The 22,009-nt window shown below is 64.4% G+C and carries 25 protein-coding genes; 2 read left to right on the forward strand and 23 right to left on the reverse strand.

Annotated features, from left to right (window positions below; translation table 11 throughout):
• Nucleotides 1-82: 82 nt before the first annotated feature.
• The 3 genes from QQJ96_RS01575 to QQJ96_RS01585 all read right to left on the reverse strand — a co-directional run bounded on the left by QQJ96_RS01575 (nt 83) and on the right by QQJ96_RS01585 (nt 2,851).
• The gene (locus tag QQJ96_RS01575) at nt 83-2,071 is read right to left on the reverse strand and encodes a chemotaxis protein CheA (protein WP_284330156.1); all 1,989 of its coding nucleotides are present in this window, start codon (nt 2,069-2,071) and stop codon (nt 83-85) included.
• Nucleotides 2,072-2,171: 100 nt separating this feature from the next.
• Nucleotides 2,172-2,534, reverse strand: coding sequence for a response regulator (locus QQJ96_RS01580; RefSeq protein ID WP_284330157.1), 363 nt, complete (start codon nt 2,532-2,534; stop codon nt 2,172-2,174).
• Between the two features lie 14 nt (nt 2,535-2,548).
• Nucleotides 2,549-2,851, reverse strand: coding sequence for an STAS domain-containing protein (locus tag QQJ96_RS01585; protein ID WP_284330158.1), 303 nt, complete (start codon nt 2,849-2,851; stop codon nt 2,549-2,551).
• A gap of 241 nt (nt 2,852-3,092) precedes the next feature.
• Between QQJ96_RS01585 and fliK the strand changes: the two genes are divergently transcribed.
• Together fliK and QQJ96_RS01595 are read left to right on the forward strand one after the other, a co-directional pair.
• The gene (gene fliK / locus QQJ96_RS01590) at nt 3,093-4,223 is read left to right on the forward strand and encodes a flagellar hook-length control protein FliK (protein WP_284330159.1); all 1,131 of its coding nucleotides are present in this window, start codon (nt 3,093-3,095) and stop codon (nt 4,221-4,223) included.
• A complete protein-coding gene (locus tag QQJ96_RS01595) occupies nt 4,220-4,492 on the forward strand; it encodes a flagellar biosynthesis protein (RefSeq protein WP_284330160.1) in 273 nt (90 codons plus the stop codon). Before fliK ends, QQJ96_RS01595 begins: the two co-directional genes overlap by 4 nt.
• Before the next feature lie 34 nt (nt 4,493-4,526).
• On the opposite strand, the gene QQJ96_RS01600 is transcribed toward QQJ96_RS01595, so the two are convergent.
• The 20 genes from QQJ96_RS01600 to QQJ96_RS01695 all read right to left on the reverse strand — a co-directional run bounded on the left by QQJ96_RS01600 (nt 4,527) and on the right by QQJ96_RS01695 (nt 21,964).
• Nucleotides 4,527-5,003, reverse strand: a complete 477-nt coding sequence (locus tag QQJ96_RS01600; RefSeq protein ID WP_284330161.1) for a chemotaxis protein CheW — start codon at nt 5,001-5,003, stop codon at nt 4,527-4,529.
• A gap of 3 nt (nt 5,004-5,006) precedes the next feature.
• On the reverse strand, nt 5,007-6,095 hold the full coding sequence (motD, locus tag QQJ96_RS01605; protein ID WP_284330162.1) for a flagellar motor protein MotD: 1,089 nt from the start codon (nt 6,093-6,095) through the stop codon (nt 5,007-5,009).
• Nucleotides 6,092-6,832 carry a flagellar motor protein gene (locus tag QQJ96_RS01610; protein WP_284330163.1) on the reverse strand — a complete coding sequence of 247 codons (741 nt, stop codon included), beginning with the start codon at nt 6,830-6,832 and terminating at the stop codon, nt 6,092-6,094. Before QQJ96_RS01610 ends, motD begins: the two co-directional genes overlap by 4 nt.
• 1 nt (nt 6,833) lies before the next feature.
• Entirely contained in the window at nt 6,834-8,777 is a 1,944-nt protein-coding gene (locus QQJ96_RS01615) for a chemotaxis protein CheA (protein WP_284330165.1), read from the reverse strand.
• Nucleotides 8,778-8,782: 5 nt separating this feature from the next.
• On the reverse strand, nt 8,783-9,424 hold the full coding sequence (locus QQJ96_RS01620) for a protein phosphatase CheZ (RefSeq protein WP_284330167.1): 642 nt from the start codon (nt 9,422-9,424) through the stop codon (nt 8,783-8,785).
• On the reverse strand, nt 9,421-9,828 hold the full coding sequence (gene cheY / locus QQJ96_RS01625; RefSeq protein ID WP_284330168.1) for a chemotaxis response regulator CheY: 408 nt from the start codon (nt 9,826-9,828) through the stop codon (nt 9,421-9,423). The genes QQJ96_RS01620 and cheY overlap by 4 nt, the downstream gene beginning before the upstream one ends.
• 50 nt (nt 9,829-9,878) lie before the next feature.
• Nucleotides 9,879-10,613, reverse strand: a complete 735-nt coding sequence (locus tag QQJ96_RS01630; RefSeq protein WP_284330169.1) for an RNA polymerase sigma factor FliA — start codon at nt 10,611-10,613, stop codon at nt 9,879-9,881.
• A gap of 1 nt (nt 10,614) precedes the next feature.
• Complete coding sequence (locus QQJ96_RS01635) at nt 10,615-11,538, reverse strand: MinD/ParA family ATP-binding protein (RefSeq protein ID WP_284330171.1); 924 nt, start codon at nt 11,536-11,538, stop codon at nt 10,615-10,617.
• Between the two features lie 14 nt (nt 11,539-11,552).
• A complete protein-coding gene (flhF, locus tag QQJ96_RS01640; RefSeq protein ID WP_284330172.1) occupies nt 11,553-12,896 on the reverse strand; it encodes a flagellar biosynthesis GTPase FlhF in 1,344 nt (447 codons plus the stop codon).
• Nucleotides 12,893-13,057 (reverse strand): hypothetical protein, encoded by a 165-nt coding sequence (locus QQJ96_RS01645; protein ID WP_284330174.1) that lies wholly within the window; start codon nt 13,055-13,057, stop codon nt 12,893-12,895. Before QQJ96_RS01645 ends, flhF begins: the two co-directional genes overlap by 4 nt.
• Before the next feature lie 19 nt (nt 13,058-13,076).
• Complete coding sequence (flhA, locus tag QQJ96_RS01650) at nt 13,077-15,167, reverse strand: flagellar biosynthesis protein FlhA (RefSeq protein WP_284330175.1); 2,091 nt, start codon at nt 15,165-15,167, stop codon at nt 13,077-13,079.
• A 12-nt stretch (nt 15,168-15,179) separates the two neighbouring features.
• Nucleotides 15,180-16,319: a flagellar biosynthesis protein FlhB gene (gene flhB / locus QQJ96_RS01655; protein ID WP_284330176.1), complete on the reverse strand. Its 1,140-nt coding sequence runs from the start codon at nt 16,317-16,319 to the stop codon at nt 15,180-15,182.
• Between the two features lie 3 nt (nt 16,320-16,322).
• Nucleotides 16,323-17,090 carry a flagellar biosynthetic protein FliR gene (gene fliR, locus QQJ96_RS01660; protein ID WP_284330178.1) on the reverse strand — a complete coding sequence of 256 codons (768 nt, stop codon included), beginning with the start codon at nt 17,088-17,090 and terminating at the stop codon, nt 16,323-16,325.
• Complete coding sequence (gene fliQ, locus QQJ96_RS01665) at nt 17,087-17,356, reverse strand: flagellar biosynthesis protein FliQ (protein WP_188793634.1); 270 nt, start codon at nt 17,354-17,356, stop codon at nt 17,087-17,089. Before fliQ ends, fliR begins: the two co-directional genes overlap by 4 nt.
• Nucleotides 17,353-18,168 (reverse strand): flagellar type III secretion system pore protein FliP, encoded by an 816-nt coding sequence (gene fliP, locus QQJ96_RS01670; protein WP_284330179.1) that lies wholly within the window; start codon nt 18,166-18,168, stop codon nt 17,353-17,355. The genes fliQ and fliP overlap by 4 nt, the downstream gene beginning before the upstream one ends.
• On the reverse strand, nt 18,165-18,551 hold the full coding sequence (fliO, locus tag QQJ96_RS01675; protein ID WP_284330180.1) for a flagellar biosynthetic protein FliO: 387 nt from the start codon (nt 18,549-18,551) through the stop codon (nt 18,165-18,167). Before fliO ends, fliP begins: the two co-directional genes overlap by 4 nt.
• On the reverse strand, nt 18,548-18,844 hold the full coding sequence (fliN, locus tag QQJ96_RS01680) for a flagellar motor switch protein FliN (RefSeq protein ID WP_284330750.1): 297 nt from the start codon (nt 18,842-18,844) through the stop codon (nt 18,548-18,550). Before fliN ends, fliO begins: the two co-directional genes overlap by 4 nt.
• A 59-nt stretch (nt 18,845-18,903) precedes the next feature.
• Nucleotides 18,904-19,920 carry a flagellar motor switch protein FliM gene (gene fliM / locus QQJ96_RS01685; protein ID WP_284330181.1) on the reverse strand — a complete coding sequence of 339 codons (1,017 nt, stop codon included), beginning with the start codon at nt 19,918-19,920 and terminating at the stop codon, nt 18,904-18,906.
• Nucleotides 19,921-19,932: 12 nt separating this feature from the next.
• Nucleotides 19,933-20,421 (reverse strand): flagellar basal body-associated FliL family protein, encoded by a 489-nt coding sequence (locus tag QQJ96_RS01690; RefSeq protein ID WP_284330183.1) that lies wholly within the window; start codon nt 20,419-20,421, stop codon nt 19,933-19,935.
• A gap of 298 nt (nt 20,422-20,719) precedes the next feature.
• Nucleotides 20,720-21,964 carry a flagellar hook-length control protein FliK gene (locus tag QQJ96_RS01695; protein ID WP_284330184.1) on the reverse strand — a complete coding sequence of 415 codons (1,245 nt, stop codon included), beginning with the start codon at nt 21,962-21,964 and terminating at the stop codon, nt 20,720-20,722.
• Between the last annotated feature and the right edge of the window lie 45 nt (nt 21,965-22,009).

Raw genomic sequence — 22,009 nt, forward strand, 5'->3', positions numbered from 1 at the left:
GGGACGACAATCCCGGCATCGCGATCCCTACGCGCACGACCAAGCTGGGATTGTCATCCCAGCCTGCGAGATGGTTTTCGGCTCAAGCTGCCTTGCGGCGCGACTGCAGGCGAATCAACCCGGCCACGTCGATGATCAAGGCCACCGAGCCATCGGCCAGGATGGTGGCGCCGGAAATGCCGTCCACGCGCCGGTAATTGGCTTCCAACGATTTGACCACCGCCTGCTGCTGGCCGACCAGTTCGTCGACGAACAGGCCGATTTGCGTGCCGTCCGCCTCGACCACGATCACCAGACCCTCTTCGACGAGCTGGCGTGCGTTGGCACAACCGAACTGCTGGTGCAGGCGCACGATCGGCAGGTATTCGCCGCGGAAGCGGAACAATTCGCCGCCGCCGGTCACGCTGCGCACCGCATCGGCGCCCAGCTGTACCGATTCCACGATCGACACCAGTGGCACGATGTAGCACTCGCCGCCCACCGCGGCGCGCAGACCGTCGATGATCGCCAGCGTCAGCGGCAGGGTAATGGTGAAGCTGGTGCCCTGCCCCGGGCGGCTCCTGATGGCCACGTTGCCGCCCAGATCCACCACGTTGCGGCGGACCACGTCCATGCCTACGCCGCGCCCGGAAAGATCCGTGGTGACCGCCGCAGTGGAAAAGCCCGGCTGGAAGATCAGCTCGCCGACTTCTTCCTCGCTCAGCCCCTCGCCGCTCTTGATCAAGCCCTTCTGCAAGGCTTTGGCGATGATCGCCTCGCGATTCAGGCCGGCGCCGTCATCGGAAATTTCCACCACGATCGAGCCACCGCGGTGGAAGGCCTCCAGGCGCAGGGTGCCCATCTCGGGCTTGCCGGCAGCGCGGCGCTTCTCGGGCGTTTCCAGGCCGTGGTCGATCGCATTGCGCACCAGGTGCACCAGCGGATCGCCGATTTTTTCCAGCACCGTCTTGTCCAGTTCGGTGTGTTCGCCGACCAGGTCCAGCTTTACCTGCTTGCCCAGCTTCTGGCTCAGGTCGCGCACCAGCCTGGGGAAACGGTTGAAGACCGAGCCGATCGGCAGCATGCGGATGCCCATCACGCTTTCCTGCAACGCGCGCGTGTGGCGGGCCAGCTGCGCCAGGCCGTGCTGCAACATCGCCAGACGCGAGGGGTCGAAATCCTCGCGGAACTGATCGAGCATCGCCTGTGTAATCACCAGTTCGCCGACCAGGTCGATCAGGCCGTCGATCTTGTCGATCGCTACGCGCACCGAGCCGGCATCATTGCTGCTGCCCGCCGGACCGCGTGCAGCCCCTGCCGATCCGCCCGCACCGGCGGCCGGCGCTGCGACAACAGCCTCGACTGCTGGTGCGGGCGGTGGCGCGGCGGCAACGAGCGGCTCGATGCTCAGATCGCATTCGTCCTCGACCCATTCGAACACCGACTTGATCGCATCCTGGCTAACCGCGCCGGTCAGTTCGATGCGCCAAGCCAGGTGGCATTCGGAGGGATCGAGCGCGTCCAGCGTGGGCACACGATCCAACTGTGCCTCGACGACCAGCTGACCGAGCGCAGCCAGTTCACGCAATAGACGCAACGGGTCGTTGCCGCCGGCCAACATGCCGGCGTGGGGACGGAATTGAATGATCCAGCCGCTACCGGCGGCCGGCTTTGCCGCAGCCTTGCTCGCAGCTGCCGGCACGTTATTGCCGACCGCCGCGGCAAGCTGCCGCTTGAGGCTTTCGCTGTCCGCGTCGGCCAGCGGTTGCCCGCCCTGCGCGCGGTCGAACATGCCGCGCAGGCAGTCCACTGTGCGCAGCATCAGCTCGATGATCGACTTGTCGATCGCACGGCGCCCGTCGCGCACCTGGTCGAGCAACGACTCGGCCTCGTGCGTAAGCGCAGCCATGTCCGGAAAACCGAAGGTGGCCGAACCGCCCTTGATCGAGTGCGCCGCGCGGAAAATGCTGTGCACCAGCTCCGCATCGCCGCCTTCGTCCAGCGCCAGCAGCGCCGCTTCCATCGCATCGAGCCCTTCCAGGCTTTCCTCGAAGAAGACTTTGTGGAATTGGGTGACGCTGATGCTGCTCATAGGAAAAATCCAGGAGATACGTGATCTCTCCCTGCCGTCGTTCCCGCTTACGCGGAAATGACGGCGAGGACATTTATGTCTGTGCCGTCACCGGTGGCGCTCAACCGAGCACACGTTTGACCGTCGCCAGCAACTGCTCCGGATCGAACGGCTTTACCAGCCAGCCCGTCGCACCGGCCGCCTTGCCTTCCATCTTCTTGTCCGTGTTGGACTCGGTGGTCAGCATCAGGATCGGTACGCCCTTGTATTCGGCACGCGTGCGCAGCTGGCGCACCATGCTGATGCCATCCATAACCGGCATATTGACGTCGGCCAGCACCAGGTCGAACTTCGAGGACGCCGCCGTATCCAGCGCCACTTGCCCGTTCTCCGCTTCACTCACGTCATAGCCGGCGCTGCGCAGCGTGAATGCCACCATGCCGCGCATCGACGCCGAATCGTCCACCGCAAGAATCTTCGCCATCTTCCACCTCGAGTTCAGGCCGGCTTCTTGGCCGGCAATGCCAATGCTTCTGTCAGACCCAGCTGGCTCGCCGCATCGTGCAGCGGCGCGCTGACCTGTGCCCATTGCACCTGCCGTTCGCGCTGCTTCGCCTCACGCTGAAACACCACCAGCAACTGCAGCGCGGCAGTGTCGACGCGATCCACTGCGCTGCCATCCAGCACGATCTGCGACGACTCCAGGGCGCCCCGCAATTGCGTATGCAGCGCGCCGACGTCGGCGATACGGCAATCGGCAGGGATACTTACCCGCGCGTCGTGCTTGCTTTTGCCGCCCATGGTGGTCACCTCGCTGGCTTGGTCTGTGCGAGATTTATCGGCGGGAGGCTGGGCAGCTTTAGGACGCCTAGGCTGGGGCGCCGGGATGCTGCAAAGCAGCTGGGATGGTCATCCCAGCCTATGCGCCCCGCGGGAAAAAAAGCGGTGGGAGCCCTAAAGTTCCGGCGAGGTGGGCCGATACCCATACCAAAGGTTCGCGAACAACGCGCGCGCCCGCGCGTCGCTGGCCAAGGAGCCAAGCGTGATCATCCAGCCAACCAGCGTTGCCGCACTGACCTGGCTCGGTGCCGCCGCAGGCGCCAGCTCGGAAGGCTGGCGTATTGGCAACGTGCTGTCCGCGCGTCCGCTCGGCATCAACGAGCAGGGCTTGCTGGTGCTGCAGGTCGGCGGGCTGGCTGTTGCGGCCGAAGCGCCGGGCACCAGGCTGCCGCCACAATTCCAGGTGCGTGTACTCAGTGTGGGCGCGCAACCGCAGCTGGAAATTCTTGGTGTCGACACCCACCCCGACACCGGTGTGCATCAGGCGCTGCGCGAGCGATTGCCGCAGCAGAACGGCTATGCGCCGCTGCTCGCCACCGTAGGTGCGCTCTCGCAATGGTCCCTCACCAAGCAATTGCCACCTTATCTGCGTTCGGCGCTGGCACTGCTGGAGCACAGCATGAGCACCCCACGGGAGCTGGCTACGGCCGAAGGATTGCGCCAGGCCGTGCAGCGCAGCGGACTGTTTCTGGAAGCGCAGCTCGCGCAAGCGCCAGCCAGCGATGCCACCACGGCGCACGACGACATGAAGGGCGCGCTGTTACGCCTGGTTGCCATCCTGAAAGGCCAACCCGTACTTGGCGAAAGCAACGACGCCGAGGTGGACCCGCCGCTGCTGTATCGCGGCGTGGTGCCGCAAGGGCGTTTGCCCTTGCCGCAGGAGCTGGCCGCCACCTCCGAAGCCACCGATCTGCTGCCGCGTCTGTATACCGACGTGCAGGCAGCATTGGCACGACTGGAGGTGGCGCAGTTGCAAGCCAATCCTAATCACTGGATCGTGGAGATACCGGTGCAGGACACGGAAGGCGCCGACGTGCTGCAGCTTTCGCTGAAGCATGCGACGGAAGCCGAACAGGACTGGACCATGGGCTTTTCGCTGGACCTGCCTGCGCTTGGCCCTATCGTCGGCGAATTGCATCTGCGCGGGATGCGCCTGTCGGTGCGACTGTGGGCGCAGCACCGCGAAACAGTGGAACGGCTGGAAGACCAGTTCGATGATTTGCGCAAGCGTCTGGAAGCCAGCGGCCTGTTCCTGGATCAGTTGAGTTGCCAGTTCGGCCTGCCGCAGGCCGGCAATGGCATGAGTGCGGTGTTCCTGAAGGCAACGGTATGAGCACGCCGACCCTGCCTTCGCCCCAACGCAAAGTGGTGCTTCGCCTGGCCGGTGGAGCCGAAGGAAACCAGGCAGCGACCGGCGTTCCTGCCCATGACGTGGAAAATCTGCTGCGCCACGCGCATGCGCTTGGCCTGCCTGTGCATCACGATCCGCAAATCGCCGCGCTATTGGCCTCTTTGCGAATGAGCGGCGACGTACCACCGCTGTTGTATGCGGCGGCGGCGGCTGTGCTTGCCAGCATCTATGAGGCTATGCGCAAACCGTAGGCTGGGATGACAATCCCAGCTTTGGAAATGTGCATCAGGCAGCGTCCTTGATGCCCTTATCCAGCCGGCACAACTTCGGCACATCCAGCAAAGCCACGAAGCCGCCGTGCCAGCCCATCACCGCCTGCACCGGATCATCCGCCCGCCCGGACCGCATCGGCGGCGGTTCGATCGCCTCGGTCCTGGGCTGCAGCAGGTCGCCCACCGCATCCACGCGCAAACCCACGCGATGCGTTTCATGCATGCACACCACGATGCGCGTGGCGCTGGGATCGGTCGTTGTGGTCGTGCTCAAGCCCAGCCTTCGACGCCCGTCCAGCACCGGCACGATGTTGCCGCGCAGATGGCAGATGCCGAGCAGATCGCTCGCGGCACCGGGCACCGGCGTGGGCGTGCTATCGCGGATGACTTCACTGACACGGCTCAACAGCACCGCGTAATGCTGCCCATCCAGTTGGAAGGACAGCCAGGGTTCGCGTGCGATGGTTTCCAGCTGGGGCACGAGGCTCATGCGTCATCCCTTGTTGTCGGGCGTACTCGCATGCGGCTGCGACGCCTCGGGAACAGTAGTGATCAGCGACGCCACTGGTGCGATGGCTGGCGGTGTTGGCAACGTCGACGGCGTCGTTACGACGAGCGGCTGCGTCTGAGGGGGGCCCGCTGGTTGCGCGGCAACGATCGGCGCCGGCGAAGCTGGTACGGCCTGTTGTTCCGTGTTGTCGCCAGTCGCATCGGCCGTCTGGTTGATCTGAGCGCTGTTGGTATAGAAACGGCGCGGAGCGGCCTTGTCGCTCAACACCACCACCAACACACGACGGTTCCTGTTGCGGCCATCCACACTGTCGTTGTCCGCCGCGGGTCGGTATTGCCCCCAGCCGACGATGCCCAAGCGTTCCGGATCAACGCCATGCTCGGCAAACAAACGCGCAACGCTCGCCGCGCGTGCGGCCGAAAGCTCCCAGTTGGAAGGGTAGACGGCCGTGTTGATCGGCATGTCGTCGGTATAACCTTCCACGCGCAGCGGATTGGCGAACGGCGCGAGGATGTCGCCGATGCTGGTCAGGACCTGCGTGGCCGAAGGCGACAGCGTGGCTACGCCGCTGGGAAACAGGATGTCCGTGCGTATCTCGATTTCCAGCCAGTTCGGCGTGCGGCGCACCGTCACCAGGTTCTTGTCGATCAGCGGCTGTAGCGCACGCTCCACCTGGTTGCGGATGCGCTCCAGATTCTGCTGCTCTTCGCTGAGTTTGGTCTTGTTCTGATCCGATGGCGTAGCCGGCGTCGTATTCGGTGTGGCAATGTGCTGTGTAAGCACCGGCAGCAGCACCTGCGCCAGCGGAGTACGCGGAATCGGCGCCGGCTTGTTGGTAGGCACCGGGATGCTCGATTGCGGCGCGTTCGGTGTCAGCGGCTGGATCACCGCGCGCGAACCGTTGAAGGCCGCCGAGATCGCTTGCGCCAGCGCGCGATACTTGGTGGTGTTGACGCTGGACATCGCATACAGCACCACGAACAGCGCCAACAGCAGCGTCAACAGATCCGCATAGGGGATCACCCATGCTTCGTGGTTGGGGTGCTCTTCGTGTTTGTGCCGGCGCCTCATACGAGGTAGCCCTGCAGCTTGCTTTCGATCTGGCGCGGGTTGTCGCCCTCGGCGATCGAGATCAGCCCTTCGATCAGGATTTCGCGTACCTGCGTTTGCTTGTTGATCAATGCCTTCAAGCGCGCGCCAATCGGCAGCAACAGCAGGTTGGCCAGGCTGATGCCATAGATGGTGGCGACGAACGCCGCCGCGATGCCATGGCCGAGCTTGGCCGGATCGGTGAGATCGCGCATCACCGCCATCAGCCCCAGTACCGCGCCGATGATGCCCATGGTCGGCGAATAGATCCCGCCTTGCTCATACACTTTCGCGGCATGCAGGTCCGCCTGCTCGCGCGTTTCCACTTCCAGTTCCAGTACGGTGCGGATGGCTTCGGGCTCGCTGCCGTCGACCAGCAGCTGCAAGCCTTTCTTGACCAGCGGATCGTCTTCCGCATCGATATGCGGCTCCAGGCCGAGCAGGCCCTGGCGACGGGAAATTTCGCTCCAACCGATCACGCGGCTGATCAAGTCGGACGGATGCAACACCGGCGGCTTGTACACCATCTTAAGCATGCCAAGTGCGCGCTTGAGTACCTTGCCCTGCGTATGCAGCAGCAAGGCCGAGATGGTGCCGATGAAGACGATCACGAAGGCCGCCGGGTTCCATAGCGCGGAAACGTCGGTGCCCTTGAGGATCGCGCCGACGATCAGCACGACGAAGGCGAGGATGGTGCCGGCGATGCTTACGACGTCCATATCAGGCCGATACCTTCAAGGTGGGTAGCAAACGCCCGTCGTCTTGCGACAAAGCGGCCAGATCCAGCACCAGCGCCAGGCGCCCGTCGCCGGTCACCGTGGCGCCCGCCACTCCCGGCACGCCCTCGAACAGCGGCCCCAGCGGCTTGACCATCACGTCTTCACGGCCGATCACTTCGTGCACCAGGCAGCCCAAGTGCAGATGGCCGACATGCAACACCACCACGTGGCGGCCACCCGCACCAGATACCCCGGCCCAGTCGGCCAGATCGCCCAGCACCAGGGCACGACCGCGATGCGCGGCGACGCGGCGGCCATCGAGCATGTGATCGTGCTGGGGATTGAGTTCGAACACTTCGCTGACGTTGCCCAGCGGCAACGCAAACAGACGGTCACCCACACACACCATCAGCACGCGCAGGATCGCCAGTGTCAGCGGCACGGTGAGTTCCAGCGTGCTGCCGGACCCCAGGCGCGAATGCACCTGCAAGGTGCCGCCCAGTTCGGCCACTCGCGTCTTCACCACATCCATGCCGACGCCACGGCCGGAGATATCGGAAATGGTGGCGGCGGTGCTGAAGCCGGGACGGAAAATCAATTCGTAGCATTCGACTTCGGACAGTCGCGCCGCCTGCGTCGAGTCGATGACGCCTTTCTCAACCGCCTTGCGGCGAAGCACTTCCGGATCCATGCCGCGGCCATCGTCGCTCACGGAGATCACGATACGTTCGCCGCGCTGGCTGGCCGATAGCTTCACCTTGCCCTTGCGTGGCTTGCCGGCGCGCTCGCGGCCAGCCGGGTCTTCCAGGCCATGATCGACCGCGTTGCGCAGCAAATGGATCAGCGGATCGGCCAAGGCTTCGACCAGGCTGCGATCCAGATCGGTATCTTCGCCTTCGGTGACCAGCTCGATTTCCTTGCCGAGCTGGCGCGCGAGATCGCGCACGATGCGCGGGAAACGCTGGAACAGCCGGCCGACCGGCTGCATACGCATGCCGAGCACGGCATTCTGCAGATCGTCGGAAACCCGATCCAGGTCACCCGCCATGGCGGCGAGCGTTTCGTTGTCGCTGCGCGAAGCCAGGCTCAGCAGGCGATTGCGCAGCAGCACCAGTTCGCCGGCGCGGCTGACCAGGGTATCCAGGCGCGCGGTGTCGACACGGACCGTATTCTCGCCGGCGGATGTTTTCGCAGCCGCTGCCGGACGCGCCGGCTCGGTCGCCGCGGGAGCGGGCGTTGGCGATGGCGCGGGCGCTGCGGCAATCGCCCCCGGCGCCCCGCCTTTGCCATGCAGGTTGTCCAGCAGGGCTTCGAATTCGTCGTCGCTGATCTCTTTGTTTTCAGGCTCGACCGCTTTCGCCGCACCCGGCGCGCTGCCCTTGCCATGCAGCGTATCGAGCAGGCTTTCGAATTCGTCGTCGTTGATTTCGTTGGAAGCGTGCTTGGGCGCACCCGGGGCGCCGCCCTGCCCGTACAGCGTGTCGAGCAGCGCTTCGAATTCCGCTTCGACCGGATCGACGGCACGCGCCGGCTTGGCCGGCTCAGCAACCGCAGCGGCAGTTTCCACTGCCGGTTGCAGGCGTTCCAGCAAGGCCGCCGGCGGTGGCGACATCGCGGTCCCGTTCGCCAGCGCGGCCATCATCACGTTGAGCAGGTCCAGCGCTTCGAGCAGCGCATCCATGTGCGTCGAATTGAGCACCAGACGGCCGTTGCGCGCGTCGTTGAGCAACTCCTCCGCGCAATGGCACAACTGCACCATCGGTTCGATGCCGAGAAAGCCGGCGCCGCCCTTGACCGTGTGGAAGACGCGGAACACCGCATTGAGCAGTTCGCGGTCGTGCGGCGAGGCTTCCAGCTCGATCAGCTGTTCGCCCAGCCGTTGCACCAATTCCCCGGCTTCGACCAGGAAATCATCGCGCAGCTCGCTGTCGAGGTTGGCGTCCATCAAGCTCAGAATCCAAACTCGCTCAGCAGACGATCCACCTCGTCCTGGTTGTGCACCTTGGCCACTTCCACCGGCGCTTCGCGTCCGGCCAGTGCACCGGTAAGCCGTACCAGTTCCAGCAGCGAGGATTCCACGCTCTCGATGAAGCTCACCACTTTCTTCACGCGCTGGCCGGCCAGATCCTGCCAGGACTGCACCAGCACCATATCGTTAAGGCCCTCGCTGCACGCGCTGGCGAACACCTGGGCCTGGCGCGCCAACACGGCGGCCGGGTCGTTTTCGCCATGGTTCGAATCCAGCACGGCACTGGCGTTATTGGACAGCGCTTCGGCTTCCGGACGGATGCGGTCGACGAAATCCAGGCTGCGATGCGCGGCCTGCGCGCTCATCTCCAGCACTTCGGCCAGGTAATTGCGCGCATCGACCATGCTGTCGGGCATGCCGCCATTGGCAAGGTCGCTGCCAAGGCGGCTTACGGCGCCATGCAGATCGCGCGCGAGCACGCCGAGCGCACGGAACAGATGCTGTTCGCGCTGGCGCACCATGGTATCCAGGGCTTGTTCGAAAGCCGTGCCGTCCTTGCTGTTGAGCAGATCGAGCACTTCCGGCGGAAGGCTGTCGTTCACGGGGGCGGTCATGGCGTTCATGCTGAAGCTCCACTTGCTGCCAGGCGCTCGAAGATCTTGTCCAGCTTTTCCTTGAGCGTGTTCGCGGTAAAAGGTTTGACGACGTAACCATTCACGCCGGCCTGTGCGGCGGCGATGATCTGCTCGCGATTGTTTTCCGCCGTGACCATCAGTACCGGCAGGCCCTTGAGCTTGGGCTCGGCGCGAATCGCCTGCAGCAGCTCGATGCCGGTCATGTTCGGCATGTTCCAGTCGGTGACGACCATATCGAAGCTGTTGGCCTTGAGCATCGCCAAGGCGTTGTTGCCGTCATCAGCCTCCTGGATCAGCGTGTTGCTGAAGCCCAGCTCCACCAGCAGGTTGCGGACGATACGCCGCATGGTGGAAAAATCGTCCACCACGAGGATTTTCATGTTCTTGTCCAAAGCCTAGTCTCCTAAGAGCGAGGAGCGGGTACTCCACCCGCCCCTGAAAATCATCCGCGCCAATCACCCATCCGCGCCCTGAGCCGCACCAGCGCCTGGCCATGGATCTGGCACACGCGCGATTCGGTCACGCCGAGCACCAGGCCGATTTCCTTCAAGTTCATCTCCTGCTCGTAGTACAGGGACATCACCAGTTGTTCGCGCTTGGGCAAGGTGCCGATCGCCTCGGCCAGGGCTTCACTCAGGGTTTCATGCTCGAAGCTGTCCTGCGGTCCCAGGTTGTCGTGGTCGATCACATCCAGCGCACCGGCCTCGCCACCTTCGCCGTCATCCGGCGCAGTCAGGCTCAGCAGGCGTGCGCTGGTCGCATCGGACAGCACCTGGTGATACTCCTCGGCGCTCATGCCCAGTCGCTTCATCACCTCGGCGCTGTCCGCGTCGGCGCCAGTTTCGTTTTCGATCTGTCGCACCACTTCCGCCACCTCGCGCACCTTGCGGTGCACCGAGCGCGGGGTCCAGTCGGTGCGCCGCAATTCGTCCAGCATCGCGCCACGGATGCGGATACCCGCATACGTCTCGAAGCTGGCCGCGCGGTCGGTCGTGAAATTTCGCGCCGCCTCCAGCAAGCCGATCATGCCTGCCTGCATCAGGTCTCCCACGTCAACGCTCGGCGGCAACCGGCCCATCAGGTGGTAGGCGATACGCCGCACGAGCGGCGCATGCTTGCGCACCAGTTGGTCCGCGTCCTCGCGTTGCAGCTGCAAATATTCAGAAGCCACATTCATGTCACCACCCCGCAGCCGGCAGGCTCTGCCCGCTAAAAAAGGCAATTCGTCCTAGGTCCGGGCACACGGGTTTTCCCCATGTATCGACCGCACCTGCCAATTGCTTGAATCCCATCGCCGAGCGGCTCGACGGCCACAGGTCGACCACCGTGCCCTGGCGGCGGATCGCCTGCCGCAGCCATTCGTCATGCGGCACCATGCCCATGTAGTCGAGCGCCACGTCGAGGAAGCGTCCGCAGACACGTGCGAGTTTTTCGTACAGTTTCTTGGCGTCGCCCGCCTGGCGGACCATGTTGGCGACGATGTGGAAACGCCGCACGCCGAAGTCGTGGGCAAGAATCTTGATCAAGGCATAGGCATCGGTCAGCGAAGCCAGCTCATCGCACACCACGATCAGCACGTCGTCCGACGCCGCCGCGAACATGGCCACGTTGTCGGCCACGCCCGCGGCCGTATCCACCACCAGGAATTCCGGCGGTTGCAGCAGCTCGTCGAACGCGCGGATCACCGCGGCATGTTCACCGTTGCCCATCTTGGCCAGCCGGCGTACGCCCGAGCCGCCCGGAATCACCTTCAGGCCGTGCTGCGCCGGCATGATCAGGTCCTGCAGCGTACACAGGCCTTCCAGCAGATGCCCGACGTGGCGCAGCGGATTGAGGCCCAGCTGCACGTCCACGTTGGCCACGCCCATGTCGGCGTCCAGCAGCATCACGTCGCGGCCCGCCATGGCCATCGCCATCGCGAGATTGACCGCTACCGTGGTCTTGCCGACGCCCCCCTTGCCGCCCGCCACCGCGATGGTGCGTGTGGTACGGGTCCGCGGAATCAGCGGGCGCAGGCTTGCAGCTTGGTGAAATATGTCCATGTCCTCACGTGGCGCATGAGCGGCGGAAAAAAGATTGTGCAAGCCGGCGGCCTGATTCATGTGCACTGCCTTGTTCATAGACCCGCCACCGCCATGCCGAAGCGTTCGGCCATATCCAGATCGTCGCCCGCCAAGCCGAGCTTGCGCTGTTGCTGTGCGGCGCGGCAGACCAGCACGCGCGCATCGGCGGCGCTGATGTCTTCGGGAACGCGCTGGCCATCGGTGGTGCAGTCCAACGGAATACGGTGACGGATCAACGCCGACAACAGGCCACCTAGGCTCGGCGCTTCATCCAGCTTGGTGGCGATGCAGGCGCTGGGCTTGATCGGCAGGTACGCGCGTACCGAATCGTCCAGTGCGGACGACTGCGCATTCGCGGCCAGCACCAGGCAGGCGCGCAATTGCGCAGCGCCGTGCGCACTGGCCTCGCGCAGCACGTCCATCTGCTGCTGCAGGCGCGGATCGTTGCCGGACACGCCAGCAGTGTCGACCAGCACCGTGTGGTGATCGCGCAGCAGGTGCAGTGTTTGCGCCAGTCCGATCGCGTCGTAAGCCGGGTATACGCGCACACCGAGCAAACGACCGTAGTGTTCGAGCTGGGCGGCGGCGCCGATGCGGTAGTGGTCGGTGCTGACCAGGGCCACCCGGGCCGGACCGTGATGCTTCACCGCGCACGCGGCGAGCTTGGCGATCGTGGTGGTCTTGCCCACGCCGGTCGGCCCGACTAGCGCGATCACGCCGCAAACGTCGGCCAGCGCCCGGCCACTGACCTTCAAGCTGCGGCTCAGCAAGCCCAATGGCAGGTAGCGCGCCTGGTCGGCATTGATGTCGTCGGGCAGTTCGTCGATCAGCTGGCGCGCCACGTCGGTGTCGATGCCGAGGCGCGACATGTCGCGCAGCACACGGGCGCGCATCGGGCTGCGGCGCTCCATGTCGTTCCAGGCGAGGCTGGAAAGCTGCTGTTCAAGCAATTGACGCAAGCCGCCAAGTTCGGTGCGCATGCGTGCGGTTTCCAGCGCATGCTGCTCGATCATCGGCTGCAACGCGGCAAGTTCGCTGGCCGGCAAGGGCAAGGGTGGAGGCGGCGGCGGCGGTGGCGGAAGTGCACCTGCTCGCGTCTCCTTCGGCGCATCCTTCGGCGTTTCCCTGACCACCTCTCTGGCGCGCTCTTTCGGTGTTTCCTTCAGCGCTTCCTTGGCCGGCGGGCGGGTTGGCATGGGCGCCGGCGCGGGAGCCGGCGGCGCATTGACGCGCGCGGCTTCGCGCATCAGCGCCTCGTCATAGTCGACGGCGGCGATGATTTCGATGCCTTCTTCAAGGCGACGCGTGGAAAGGATCACCGCATCGGCGCCCTGCTCTGCGCGTACGTCGCGCATCGCCTGACGCATGTCGGGGGCGAGGAAGCGCTTGATCTTCATGCGAAGCTCCAAGCAATCGCTGCGCGAATGCGCATAGATTGCGCGAGGTCATTCCCGCGCAAGCGGGAACTCATTTTGATTTTTGTCGCGTGGCGAAGAAGCATCCCCGCTTCCGCGCGGATGACAGCAACAAAGCAAGATTTCGATTTCATCGCCAACATCTCACCCTCTCCACATCTCTCACCGGCCGATCGCTTGCACCAAGCGCACGCGGCGGTTGTCCGGTACTTCGTTGTAGGCCAGCACATGCAGGTTCTGAGCCACGTGGCGAGTGAAGCGCGATAGCCACGGACGCAGTTGCGGCTGCACCAGCATCACCGCCGGTTCGCCGCTGGCCTCCTGCCGCCGCGCCGCTTCGGCGACGCTCTGCTGCAGGCGGTCGGCGAGCCCCGGCTCCACGGCCGCGCCGGCCGCACCACTGCTCGAGAGGGATCCGAGCAAAATCTGTTCCAACTCCGGAGCGAGCGTCAGTACCGGGATTTCCGTGCCCAAACCCGCGATCTCCTGCACGATCTGGCGGCCAAGCGCGACACGCACATAGGCGGTCAGAGCGCCAGGATCCTGACTTTGGCCAGCGTGCTCCGCCAAAGACTCGACGATGCTGCGCATGTTGCGCACCGGCACCCGCTCGGCGAGCAGGTTTTGCAGCACTTTCACCACCACGCCCAGCGACAGGCGCTTGGGCACCAGGTCCTCCACCAGCTTGGGCGCGACCTGCGCCAGGCGGTCCAGCAGTTGCTGCGCGTCCTGGTGGCTGAGCAGTTCGTGCGCGTGGTTCTGCAGCAGGTGCGAGAGGTGGGTCGCGATCACCGTGGCCGGGTCGACCACCGTGTAGCCCAGCGCCTGGGCGTGATCGCGCTGGCTGCTCTCGATCCATACCGCTTCCAGGCCGAAGGCGGGGTCGCGCGTGGCCACGCCATGCAGCGTGCCGTGCACGCGGCCTGGATTAATGGCGAGATGCCGCTCGGTATACACCTCCGCCTCGCCCATCGGCACGCCCATGAGCGAAATGCGGTAGGTGTTGGGGCCCAGGTCGAGGTTGTCGCGGATATGCACCGGCGCGACCAGGAACCCTAACTCCTGCGAGAGCTTGCGGCGCACCGACTTGATGCGCGCCATCAACTCGCCACCCTGCTGCTTGTCCACCAGCGGAATCAGGCGATAGCCCACTTCCAGCCCGACCGGATCCACGCTGGCGACGTCTTCCCAGCCCAGTTCCAGCCGCTCGGTGGCGGCCGGCGCGGGCAGTGCTTCGGTAGCGGCCTTGGCCAAACGCTCCTTGGTTTCGTTCTCGCGCTTGATCATCAGCCAGGCCGCGGCGCCACACACCGCGCCCAGCATCAGGAACGCGATGTTCGGCATGCCTGGAATCAAGCCCATCGTTCCCAGCACCACGCCGGCCACCGCCAGCGCGCGTGGCTGGGCGAACACCTGGCCGACCACCTGCTTGCCCATGTCGTGCGACTTGGACACGCGCGTGACGATCACTGCGGTAGCGATCGACAACATCAGGCCCGGCACCTGCGCGACCAGTCCATCGCCGATGGTGAGCAGGGTATAAGTGCGCGCGGCCTCGCCGGCGGAGAGGCCATGCTGCAGCACACCGACAAAGAAGCCACCGACGATATTGATCAGCAGGATCAGGATGCCGGCCGTGGCGTCGCCGCGCACGAACTTGGAGGCACCATCCATCGAGCCATAGAAATCCGCTTCTTCGCGCACTTCCTGGCGGCGCTCACGCGCCTGCTCCTGGGTCAGCAAGCCCGCGTTGAGATCGGCGTCGATCGCCATCTGCTTGCCGGGCATCGAATCCAGGGTGAAGCGTGCGGTCACTTCCGACACGCGGGTGGCGCCCTTGGTGACCACCACGAAGTTGATGATGGTGAGGATGGCGAACACCACCAGGCCTACGGCGAAGTTGCCGCCGATCACGAACTCGCCGAAGGCCTCGATCACCTTGCCCGCGGCGCCGGCGCCGTCGTGACCGTGCAGCAGGATCACGCGACTGGAGGCGATATTTAGCGCCAGGCGCAGCAGCGTGCCGAGCAGCACCACCGTGGGAAACGCGGCGAATTCCAGCGGCCGCATCACGTACACCACCGCCAGCAGGATCACCAGCGACAACGCGATGTTGAAGCTGAACAGGATGTCCAGCACGAACGGCGGCAGCGGCAGCATCAGCATCGCCAGCATGGCGAGCATCACGATCGGCGCACCGGCGCCGCGGCGGCTGGCCTGCTTGAAGGTATCGAAGACGCTTGCGGTTGCCATGCGTGTCGCCTTTTACGATGAGCGGTAACGGCCCTGCAGTTCCGGATCGATGTCCGGATGCGGAGCCTCGGGAAGAGGGCCGCCCCGTTCGGCGGCCTGCTTCAGCTGATAGACGTAAGCCAGGATCTGCGCGACCGCGACGTACAGCGCGGACGGAATCTCATGGCCGATCTCGGTAGTGGCGTATAGCGCGCGCGCCAGCGGCGGCGCCTCCACCAGCGGAATGCGATGCGCGTCTGCCACCAGGCGGATCTGCATGGCCATCATGTCCAGGCCCTTGGCGACCACGCGCGGCGCGCGCATGCGCGCATCGTCGTAGCGCAACGCCACCGCAAAATGCGTGGGGTTGACTACCACCACGTCGGCCTTGGGCACATCCTGGATCATGCGGCGGCGCGCGATCTGGTGCTGCATCTGGCGAATGCGGCCCTTCAGTTCCGGGCTGCCTTCCGATTCCTTGTGCTCGTCCTTCAGCTCCTGCTTGGACATGCGATGCTTGCGGTCGTAGTCGAAACGCTGCCACAGCGCATCGATGCCGCCGATCACGCCCAGGAGCACCGCGAACAGCAACGCCGCGTGCGCGACCAACGACAAGGCATGCCCCACGCCCGCGCCGATGGCTTCGCGGCCGGTCGCCATCACGGCAGCCTCGTCATGCCGCAGCAACAGCACCAGCGCGACACCGATGAAAGCGACCTTCAGCAGCGACTTCGCCAGCTCGACCAGACCATTGAGCGAGACCAGCCGTCCGAGCCCGGAAATGGGGTCAAGCCGCTGGAAATTCGGCGCCAGCGCTTGCGAACTGAAACTCAAGCCGCCAATCAATACCGACGAACCCACCGCGGCCAGCAAGGTGGCGGCGAACACCGGCATCAGCACGCCAAGCATGTCCGCCAGCGCAGCATGCATCGCGCGCGACATCAGCGCATCGCTGAACAAGGCGTCGCGCGAATAGTCCAGGCCCAGCGCATAAATGTGCTGCATATGCGCGTACATGCTGGCGCCATGGGAAAGCAGAATGCTCGCGCCGGCCAGCACAACCATGGCGCCGGAAAGATCGCGCGAGCGCGGAATATCGCCTTTTTCGCGGGCTTCCTGGCGGCGTTTTTCCGACGCTTGTTCGGTGCGGTCTTCGTTTTCGGTATCGGCCATGGCTTACAGCCCCGCCAGATGCCGCATCAAGTCCCAGCCCACCGCCTGCAGCGCCGAATACGCGCTGATCAGCCCGCGCAGCGCTAGCCACAGCGCGATAAACCCCATGCAGATGCTGATCGGGAAACCCACCGCGAACAGATTCATCGCCGGGGACGCGCGGCTGGTCGCGGCAAACCCGATATTCACCAGCAACAGCGCCGTCATCGCCGGCAGGGCCACGCGCAAGGCGCCTGAGAACAGGTCGCCGCCGGCCAGCACCAGCGCCCACAAGGATTGGCTGTCCAGGCCGGTGGCGCCAGGCGGCAAGCCACGAAAGCTGTCCGCCAGCAATTGGATCACTTGCAGGTGGCCGTCCATCGCCAGGAACAACAGGCTCACCATCACCATGTAGAACTGCCCCAGCACCGGCACGCTGGTGTTGCTGGTCGGGCTGATCAGTTCGGCGAAACCCAGGCCCATGCTTTGCCCGATCAGGATGCCGCCGTAGGAAACGGCCTGGAACACCAGCTGCAGCACGAAGCCGATGCTGGCGCCGATCAATAGCTGCGTGGCCATCGTTGCCACGCCTGCCGCGCTGAGCAGATCCATCTGCGTCGGAGCGAGCGGCGCCAGCACGAGCGTCAGCATGATGATGATGGCTGCGCGTATGCGCGCCGGCATCACCGTAGCATTGAAGATGGGTGCCGCCATGCAAAAGCCGCCCACGCGACCCAGCGCCCAGAACATCCCGGACAGCCAATGGATCAGCGCGGCCAGCTCGATCGTCACTTGATCGCCTCCGGCAGCCCCACGATGATGTCGTGCGTGAACTGCACCAGGGTGCGCAGCATCCACGGTCCGGCTATCAAGCCGACCGCTGCCATCGCCAGCAGCTTCGGGATGAAGCTCAGCGTCATTTCGTGGATTTGCGTAGCCGCCTGGATAACACCGACCAGCAGACCGACCAGCAAGGCGGTGAGCAGCAATGGCGCGGCCACGAGCATGCCGATATAGAGGGCATGCTGGCCGAAGTGGATCACCCATTCCGGTGTCATGTGTAGAAGCTCCCCGCCAAAGTACCCACCAGCAGCGACCACCCGTCCACCATCACGAACAGCATGATCTTGAACGGCAACGAGATGATCGACGGCGACACCATCGCCATGCCCATCGACATCAACACGCTCGCCACCACGATGTCGATCACCAGGAACGGAATGAACAACAGGAAACCCATCTGGAACGCGGTCTTCAATTCACTGGTGACGAAGGCCGGCATCGCCACGCGGAACGGCACGTCGTCCCTGCTGGCGTAGGGTTGTTCCTTGGCCAGGCGTGTGAACAGCTGCAAATCCGCATCGCGCGTCTGGTTGAGCATGAAGTGCTTGAACGGCATGGCGGCGGCGGGAATCGCCGCTTCGGCGCTGATCTGGTGATCCATGTAAGGCTTCACCCCGTCCTGGTAGGCACGGTTGAGCACCGGCGACATCACGAAGAAAGTAAGGAACAGCGCCAACCCCAGCAGCACCTGGTTGGGCGGCGTGGACTGCGTGGAGAGTGCCTGGCGCAGAAAGCTCAGCACGATGATGATGCGCGTGAACGAGGTCATCATCAGCAGCACCGCCGGCAGCAGGGTCAGCACGGTCATCAGTGCCACCACCTGCAGCGACAGGCTCCAGTTCTGGCCCCCGCCGGCGTTCTGCACGGTCAGCATGGGAATGCCGGCCGACTGCGAGATCGGGGCAATGGGTGCAATCGGCGCAACCGCCGTGGATGTGCTTGTAATGCTGGTTGTCGCTGCGTGCGCACCGAAGCAGATCAGCATGCCGAGCAAAACCGCCAGCAAGCGTGTCCATACCGTCTTCATGCTTTGCGCCCCAACCGGCTCAACAGCTCCGCGAAGGGCGGCGTCGATACGGGCGCCGGCGTGGCTTCCACCGGCACCGTGCCCTCGTAGACATGCAGGGCGCGGATGCCACCCGTACCCACACCTACCAACAGGCGCTTGCCGTCAGCCTCGATCAGCATCACGCGTTCGCGCGTGCTGATTGGCATCGTTTCAATGCAGCGCAGGCGGCGCCCGCCGCTGAATTGCCGCGATTGCAGGCGCCGCGTCAACCAGCCCGCGGCGAAGATCAGCGCCACGATGGCGCCCAGGCTCAACACCACGCGTACCAATTCGCCGGTCACGTTGATATCGGGCACGCTTGCCACAGGGGCGCGCGCCAGCATGTCCCATGCAATGCTCATCTGAGTTTGCGCACCCGCTCGGCCGGGCTGATCACATCGGTCAGGCGGATACCGAACTTCTCGTTGATTACCACCACTTCGCCATGCGCCACCAGGGTGCCGTTGACGAATACGTCCAGCGGTTCGCCGGCGGCGCGGTCCAGTTCCACCACCGAGCCCTGGTTGAGCTGCAGCAGGTTGCGAATGCTGATACGCGTGCGACCTACTTCCATCGCCAGCGTTACCGGCACGTCCAGGATCATGTCCAGGCTGACGTCGGCCTTGTCCCCGCCGTTCAAGGCGTCCAGTTCCATGTGTTGATCGCCGTTCTTGGCGGCCCCGTTCGGGCCGGGCAGGGAATCGAAGTTCTGGCTCATGCGATTTTTTCCGGGGCAAAGTCGACGGCGGTACGCGGTGTGCGGCGACCGGCCTGGGTTCTGTAGCGAATGGCGTAGCGGCCGTTGGTCTGGCCGTATTCGCCACGGAAAATGGGTACGTCTTCGGCGAAGACGGTGGTGACGTCGGGCAGGTTGATCGGGATCACGTCGCCGATGCGCAGGCCGAGGAATTCACCGATGCTGATGTTGGCTTCCAGCAGCAGCGAGGTGAGTTCCACCTCCGCATCCATCACTTCCTCGTGCAGGCAGTTGATCCAGCGTTCGTCGCGCTCGCCCATGCGGTCGCTCTGCACGCCGGCGTCAAGCATGGTGCGGATCGGCTCCACCATCGCGTAGGGCAAGGTGAGATGCACTTCGCCGCCGCCACCGTCCAGCTCCACGTGAAAGCGCGACACCACCACGGTTTCGGTGGGGCTGACGATGTTGGCGAACTGGGGGTTGATCTCGGAATTGATGAATTCGAACTGCACCGGCATCGCCGGCGCCCAGGCCTCGACCATCGAGATGAACACCTCGTTGAGCAGGATCTGGATCACGCGGTTTTCGGTCGGCGTGAAATCGCGGCCTTCGATGCGGGCGTGATAGCGCCCGTCGCCACCGAAGAAATTGTCGATCACGGTGAACACCAGGCGGGGCTCCATCACCGCCAGCGCGGTGCCGCGCAACGGCTTCACCCTGATCAGATTGAGATTGCTCGGCACGTTCAGCCCATGCACGTATTCGGCGAACTTCTGCATCTTCACGCCAAGCACCGACACTTCGCAGGTCTTGCGCAGCACGCCGAACAGCTGGGTGCGGAAGAAGCGCGCGAAGCGATCGTTGATCATCTCCAGCGTGGGCAGGCGGCCGCGCACGATGCGATCCTGCTGGGTGAAGTCGAAATCCAGCACCGTACCGGCCGGCGGCGGCAGGTCGCTTTCGGTTTCGATCTGGCCGCCGTCGACGCCGTTGAGGAGGGCGTCGATTTCTTCCTGGGTAAGCAGGTCGCTCATAGGGCTTTCCCCTTACTGCATCACGAAGCTGGTGAAATACAGCGCGTCGACATCCGGCTTGCCGGTCTTGTCGGCGACGATCTTGCGCACGGCGTCCAGGGCTTCGGTCTGCAGTTTTTTCTTGCCGGCGGTAGCGCTTAAGTCCGCATAGGTCTGATTGCTGAACAGCATCACCAGCGCATTGCGGATCACCGGATCGTTATCCTTCATCGCCTGCACGGCGGCCGGGTCATGCGTCATCACCGTCACGCCAACCTGCAGATAACGCGTTGCGTCCTGGTCCTGGAAGTTCACCACGAAGGCGGGGTCCAGCGGCAGGAACAATTCCGGCGGCTTCGGCGGCGTGACCGCGGCTTGCGCGCCATGGCCACGCGTGTACAGGTAACCGCCCGCGCCAAGCAGCACGAGCGCAGCGATTCCGGCAAACATCATCGCCTTGCCGCTCTTTTTCTTGGTCGCGGCGGCGGGAGCTACGTCTTCCTTACTATCGGCGTTAGCCATGGACAACCCCATTGCATACAAGACATGACGCCTCGCTTCGAATGCGAAGCGGGCTTGGCTACGGGGTTTTTAGCAAGCCGCGTGCCACGGTTTAAAAGCGCATAACGGCGCGGTTTGCGTGGTTGGCGAAGAACCCGGGCGGCGTTTTATTGACGCGAGTCGGGATGCAGACGCAGGCGATGATGTGGTGTTTCCGACGGTGCGCAAGTGTAGGCTGGGATGACAATCCCAGCTTTTTTACATAGCCCATGAAGCTGGGATTGTCATCCCAGCCTACGACGAAGCGATAAGCTCAAGCTCAGGCGAATGCGTCAACCAGGCCGATGGCAACACGCGCTGCGGTGGCAATCGGTGTATCGGCCGCTTCATCGCCCGTGCCGGCGGAAGCCGGCGCCTGCTGTCCCGACTGCCCAGCGAATTGCTGTTGCGCGTGCTGCCCTACCGTGGCGTGGCCCAGCGACAGGCCCTGCCCGCCCAACATCTGCTGCAGCTGATCCAAGCCTTGCTGTACAGCTGCGGTGGCATCGGGATGTTGCGTCAAAAAGCTCACGTCCACACGGCCGTGCTCCACGCTCACTTTCACGTCGAGCGGGCCCAGGTCCTGCGGATGCAGGCGGATCTGTGCCTGCTTCACCTCCTGGCCGCTGAGCCAGGTGATCTGCTGCCCCAGCTCCTTGGCGAAACCGGATGAGCCCACCTGCGAACTCATGGCCAAACTGTGCGCTGCGTTACTTGCAGGCACGATCGGCGCGTTGGCGGTGAGATTGCCCAACGCCGTGATACCGGACGTATTGGGCGAGGCGTTATCGGTGGCAAGCGTCGCGGTTGCAGGAAGCACCAAATGGTTCCCAGCGGCTGCATTGCCGGCAAGCGTTTGCGCGCCATCAGTGATGCCTTGCATCAAGCTGCCGGCATCCGCGCCGGACGCACCGGTTGTGCTTGCATCGCCTGCGCTGGTATCGCCGTCTTTGGCGTCGAACCCCAGGGACAAATTGGACGATAGCGCGCTGCCGATCGCATTGTTGCCTTGCTGCGCACTCGCAGCCGTTGCCGCCAAGGGCATCGGAGCGATCGCGGAAAGCGGCATTGGAATCATGGCTGCGTTCGGGGCAGCCGGCTGCGGGGAAGCTGGCTGTTTGTTGCCCGTAGCAGGCTTGGCCGAGCCCGATGCGGCACCCGCATGCGCATCGCCGTGAGCGTGATCGATCAGGCTCAGCACGGCACCGACCAGCGTCCCGACGCCGCCGGCCAGGTCGACGCCAGGGCCGTTGTCGTTCTGGGCAGCGTCGGTATCGTCGCCCGGCTTATCGGCATTGCTGGAGCTGTCGCTGGCTTTTGCGCTGTCGTTCTGGGCGTTGTTGCCGCCCTGCCCTTGATCGTTTTTCTGCGCGGCGGTGGGCGTATCTTGCGGTGGCGGCTGGCTCTGCTGTGCCGACTCCAGGTGCGAATGGAAACTGATACCGCCGTGCTGGCTGCGGACGCTCGTCGGCTGCGCCAGTTGGTTCGGCATCGCAGGCAAGGCGGGTAGCGGAATGGCGCTCATACGCAAGTGCTCGTAGCGAGATAGGGAGAAGGCAGGCAAGAACCA

The sequence above is a fragment of the Dyella flagellata genome, assembly GCF_030160275.1.
Classification (GTDB): Bacteria; Pseudomonadota; Gammaproteobacteria; order Xanthomonadales; family Rhodanobacteraceae; genus Dyella_B; species Dyella_B flagellata.

What these genes read in the sequence shown, in the direction of transcription:
- QQJ96_RS01610 (WP_284330163.1), bottom strand. Translation starts at nt 6,832, where the DNA reads ATGGACGTCGTAAGCATCGCCGGCACCATCCTCGCCTTCGTCGTGCTG.
- flhA (WP_284330175.1), bottom strand. Translation starts at nt 15,167, where the DNA reads ATGGCAACCGCAAGCGTCTTCGATACCTTCAAGCAGGCCAGCCGCCGC.
- flhB (WP_284330176.1), bottom strand. Translation starts at nt 16,319, where the DNA reads ATGGCCGATACCGAAAACGAAGACCGCACCGAACAAGCGTCGGAAAAA.
- QQJ96_RS01620 (WP_284330167.1), bottom strand. Translation starts at nt 9,424, where the DNA reads ATGAACGCCATGACCGCCCCCGTGAACGACAGCCTTCCGCCGGAAGTG.
- QQJ96_RS01690 (WP_284330183.1), bottom strand. Translation starts at nt 20,421, where the DNA reads ATGGCTAACGCCGATAGTAAGGAAGACGTAGCTCCCGCCGCCGCGACC.
- QQJ96_RS01695 (WP_284330184.1), bottom strand. Translation starts at nt 21,964, where the DNA reads ATGAGCGCCATTCCGCTACCCGCCTTGCCTGCGATGCCGAACCAACTG.
- fliQ (WP_188793634.1), bottom strand. Translation starts at nt 17,356, where the DNA reads ATGACACCGGAATGGGTGATCCACTTCGGCCAGCATGCCCTCTATATC.
- fliO (WP_284330180.1), bottom strand. Translation starts at nt 18,551, where the DNA reads ATGAGCATTGCATGGGACATGCTGGCGCGCGCCCCTGTGGCAAGCGTG.
- QQJ96_RS01630 (WP_284330169.1), bottom strand. Translation starts at nt 10,613, where the DNA reads ATGAATGTGGCTTCTGAATATTTGCAGCTGCAACGCGAGGACGCGGAC.
- QQJ96_RS01575 (WP_284330156.1), bottom strand. Translation starts at nt 2,071, where the DNA reads ATGAGCAGCATCAGCGTCACCCAATTCCACAAAGTCTTCTTCGAGGAA.
- QQJ96_RS01600 (WP_284330161.1), bottom strand. Translation starts at nt 5,003, where the DNA reads ATGAGCCTCGTGCCCCAGCTGGAAACCATCGCACGCGAACCCTGGCTG.
- fliN (WP_284330750.1), bottom strand. Translation starts at nt 18,844, where the DNA reads ATGGAACTGGACGCCTTGAACGGCGGGGACAAGGCCGACGTCAGCCTG.
- QQJ96_RS01585 (WP_284330158.1), bottom strand. Translation starts at nt 2,851, where the DNA reads ATGGGCGGCAAAAGCAAGCACGACGCGCGGGTAAGTATCCCTGCCGAT.
- motD (WP_284330162.1), bottom strand. Translation starts at nt 6,095, where the DNA reads ATGAGGCGCCGGCACAAACACGAAGAGCACCCCAACCACGAAGCATGG.
- QQJ96_RS01595 (WP_284330160.1), top strand. Translation starts at nt 4,220, where the DNA reads ATGAGCACGCCGACCCTGCCTTCGCCCCAACGCAAAGTGGTGCTTCGC.
- fliP (WP_284330179.1), bottom strand. Translation starts at nt 18,168, where the DNA reads ATGAAGACGGTATGGACACGCTTGCTGGCGGTTTTGCTCGGCATGCTG.
- QQJ96_RS01580 (WP_284330157.1), bottom strand. Translation starts at nt 2,534, where the DNA reads ATGGCGAAGATTCTTGCGGTGGACGATTCGGCGTCGATGCGCGGCATG.
- fliM (WP_284330181.1), bottom strand. Translation starts at nt 19,920, where the DNA reads ATGAGCGACCTGCTTACCCAGGAAGAAATCGACGCCCTCCTCAACGGC.
- QQJ96_RS01645 (WP_284330174.1), bottom strand. Translation starts at nt 13,057, where the DNA reads ATGTTGGCGATGAAATCGAAATCTTGCTTTGTTGCTGTCATCCGCGCG.
- QQJ96_RS01635 (WP_284330171.1), bottom strand. Translation starts at nt 11,538, where the DNA reads ATGAATCAGGCCGCCGGCTTGCACAATCTTTTTTCCGCCGCTCATGCG.
- flhF (WP_284330172.1), bottom strand. Translation starts at nt 12,896, where the DNA reads ATGAAGATCAAGCGCTTCCTCGCCCCCGACATGCGTCAGGCGATGCGC.
- QQJ96_RS01615 (WP_284330165.1), bottom strand. Translation starts at nt 8,777, where the DNA reads ATGGACGCCAACCTCGACAGCGAGCTGCGCGATGATTTCCTGGTCGAA.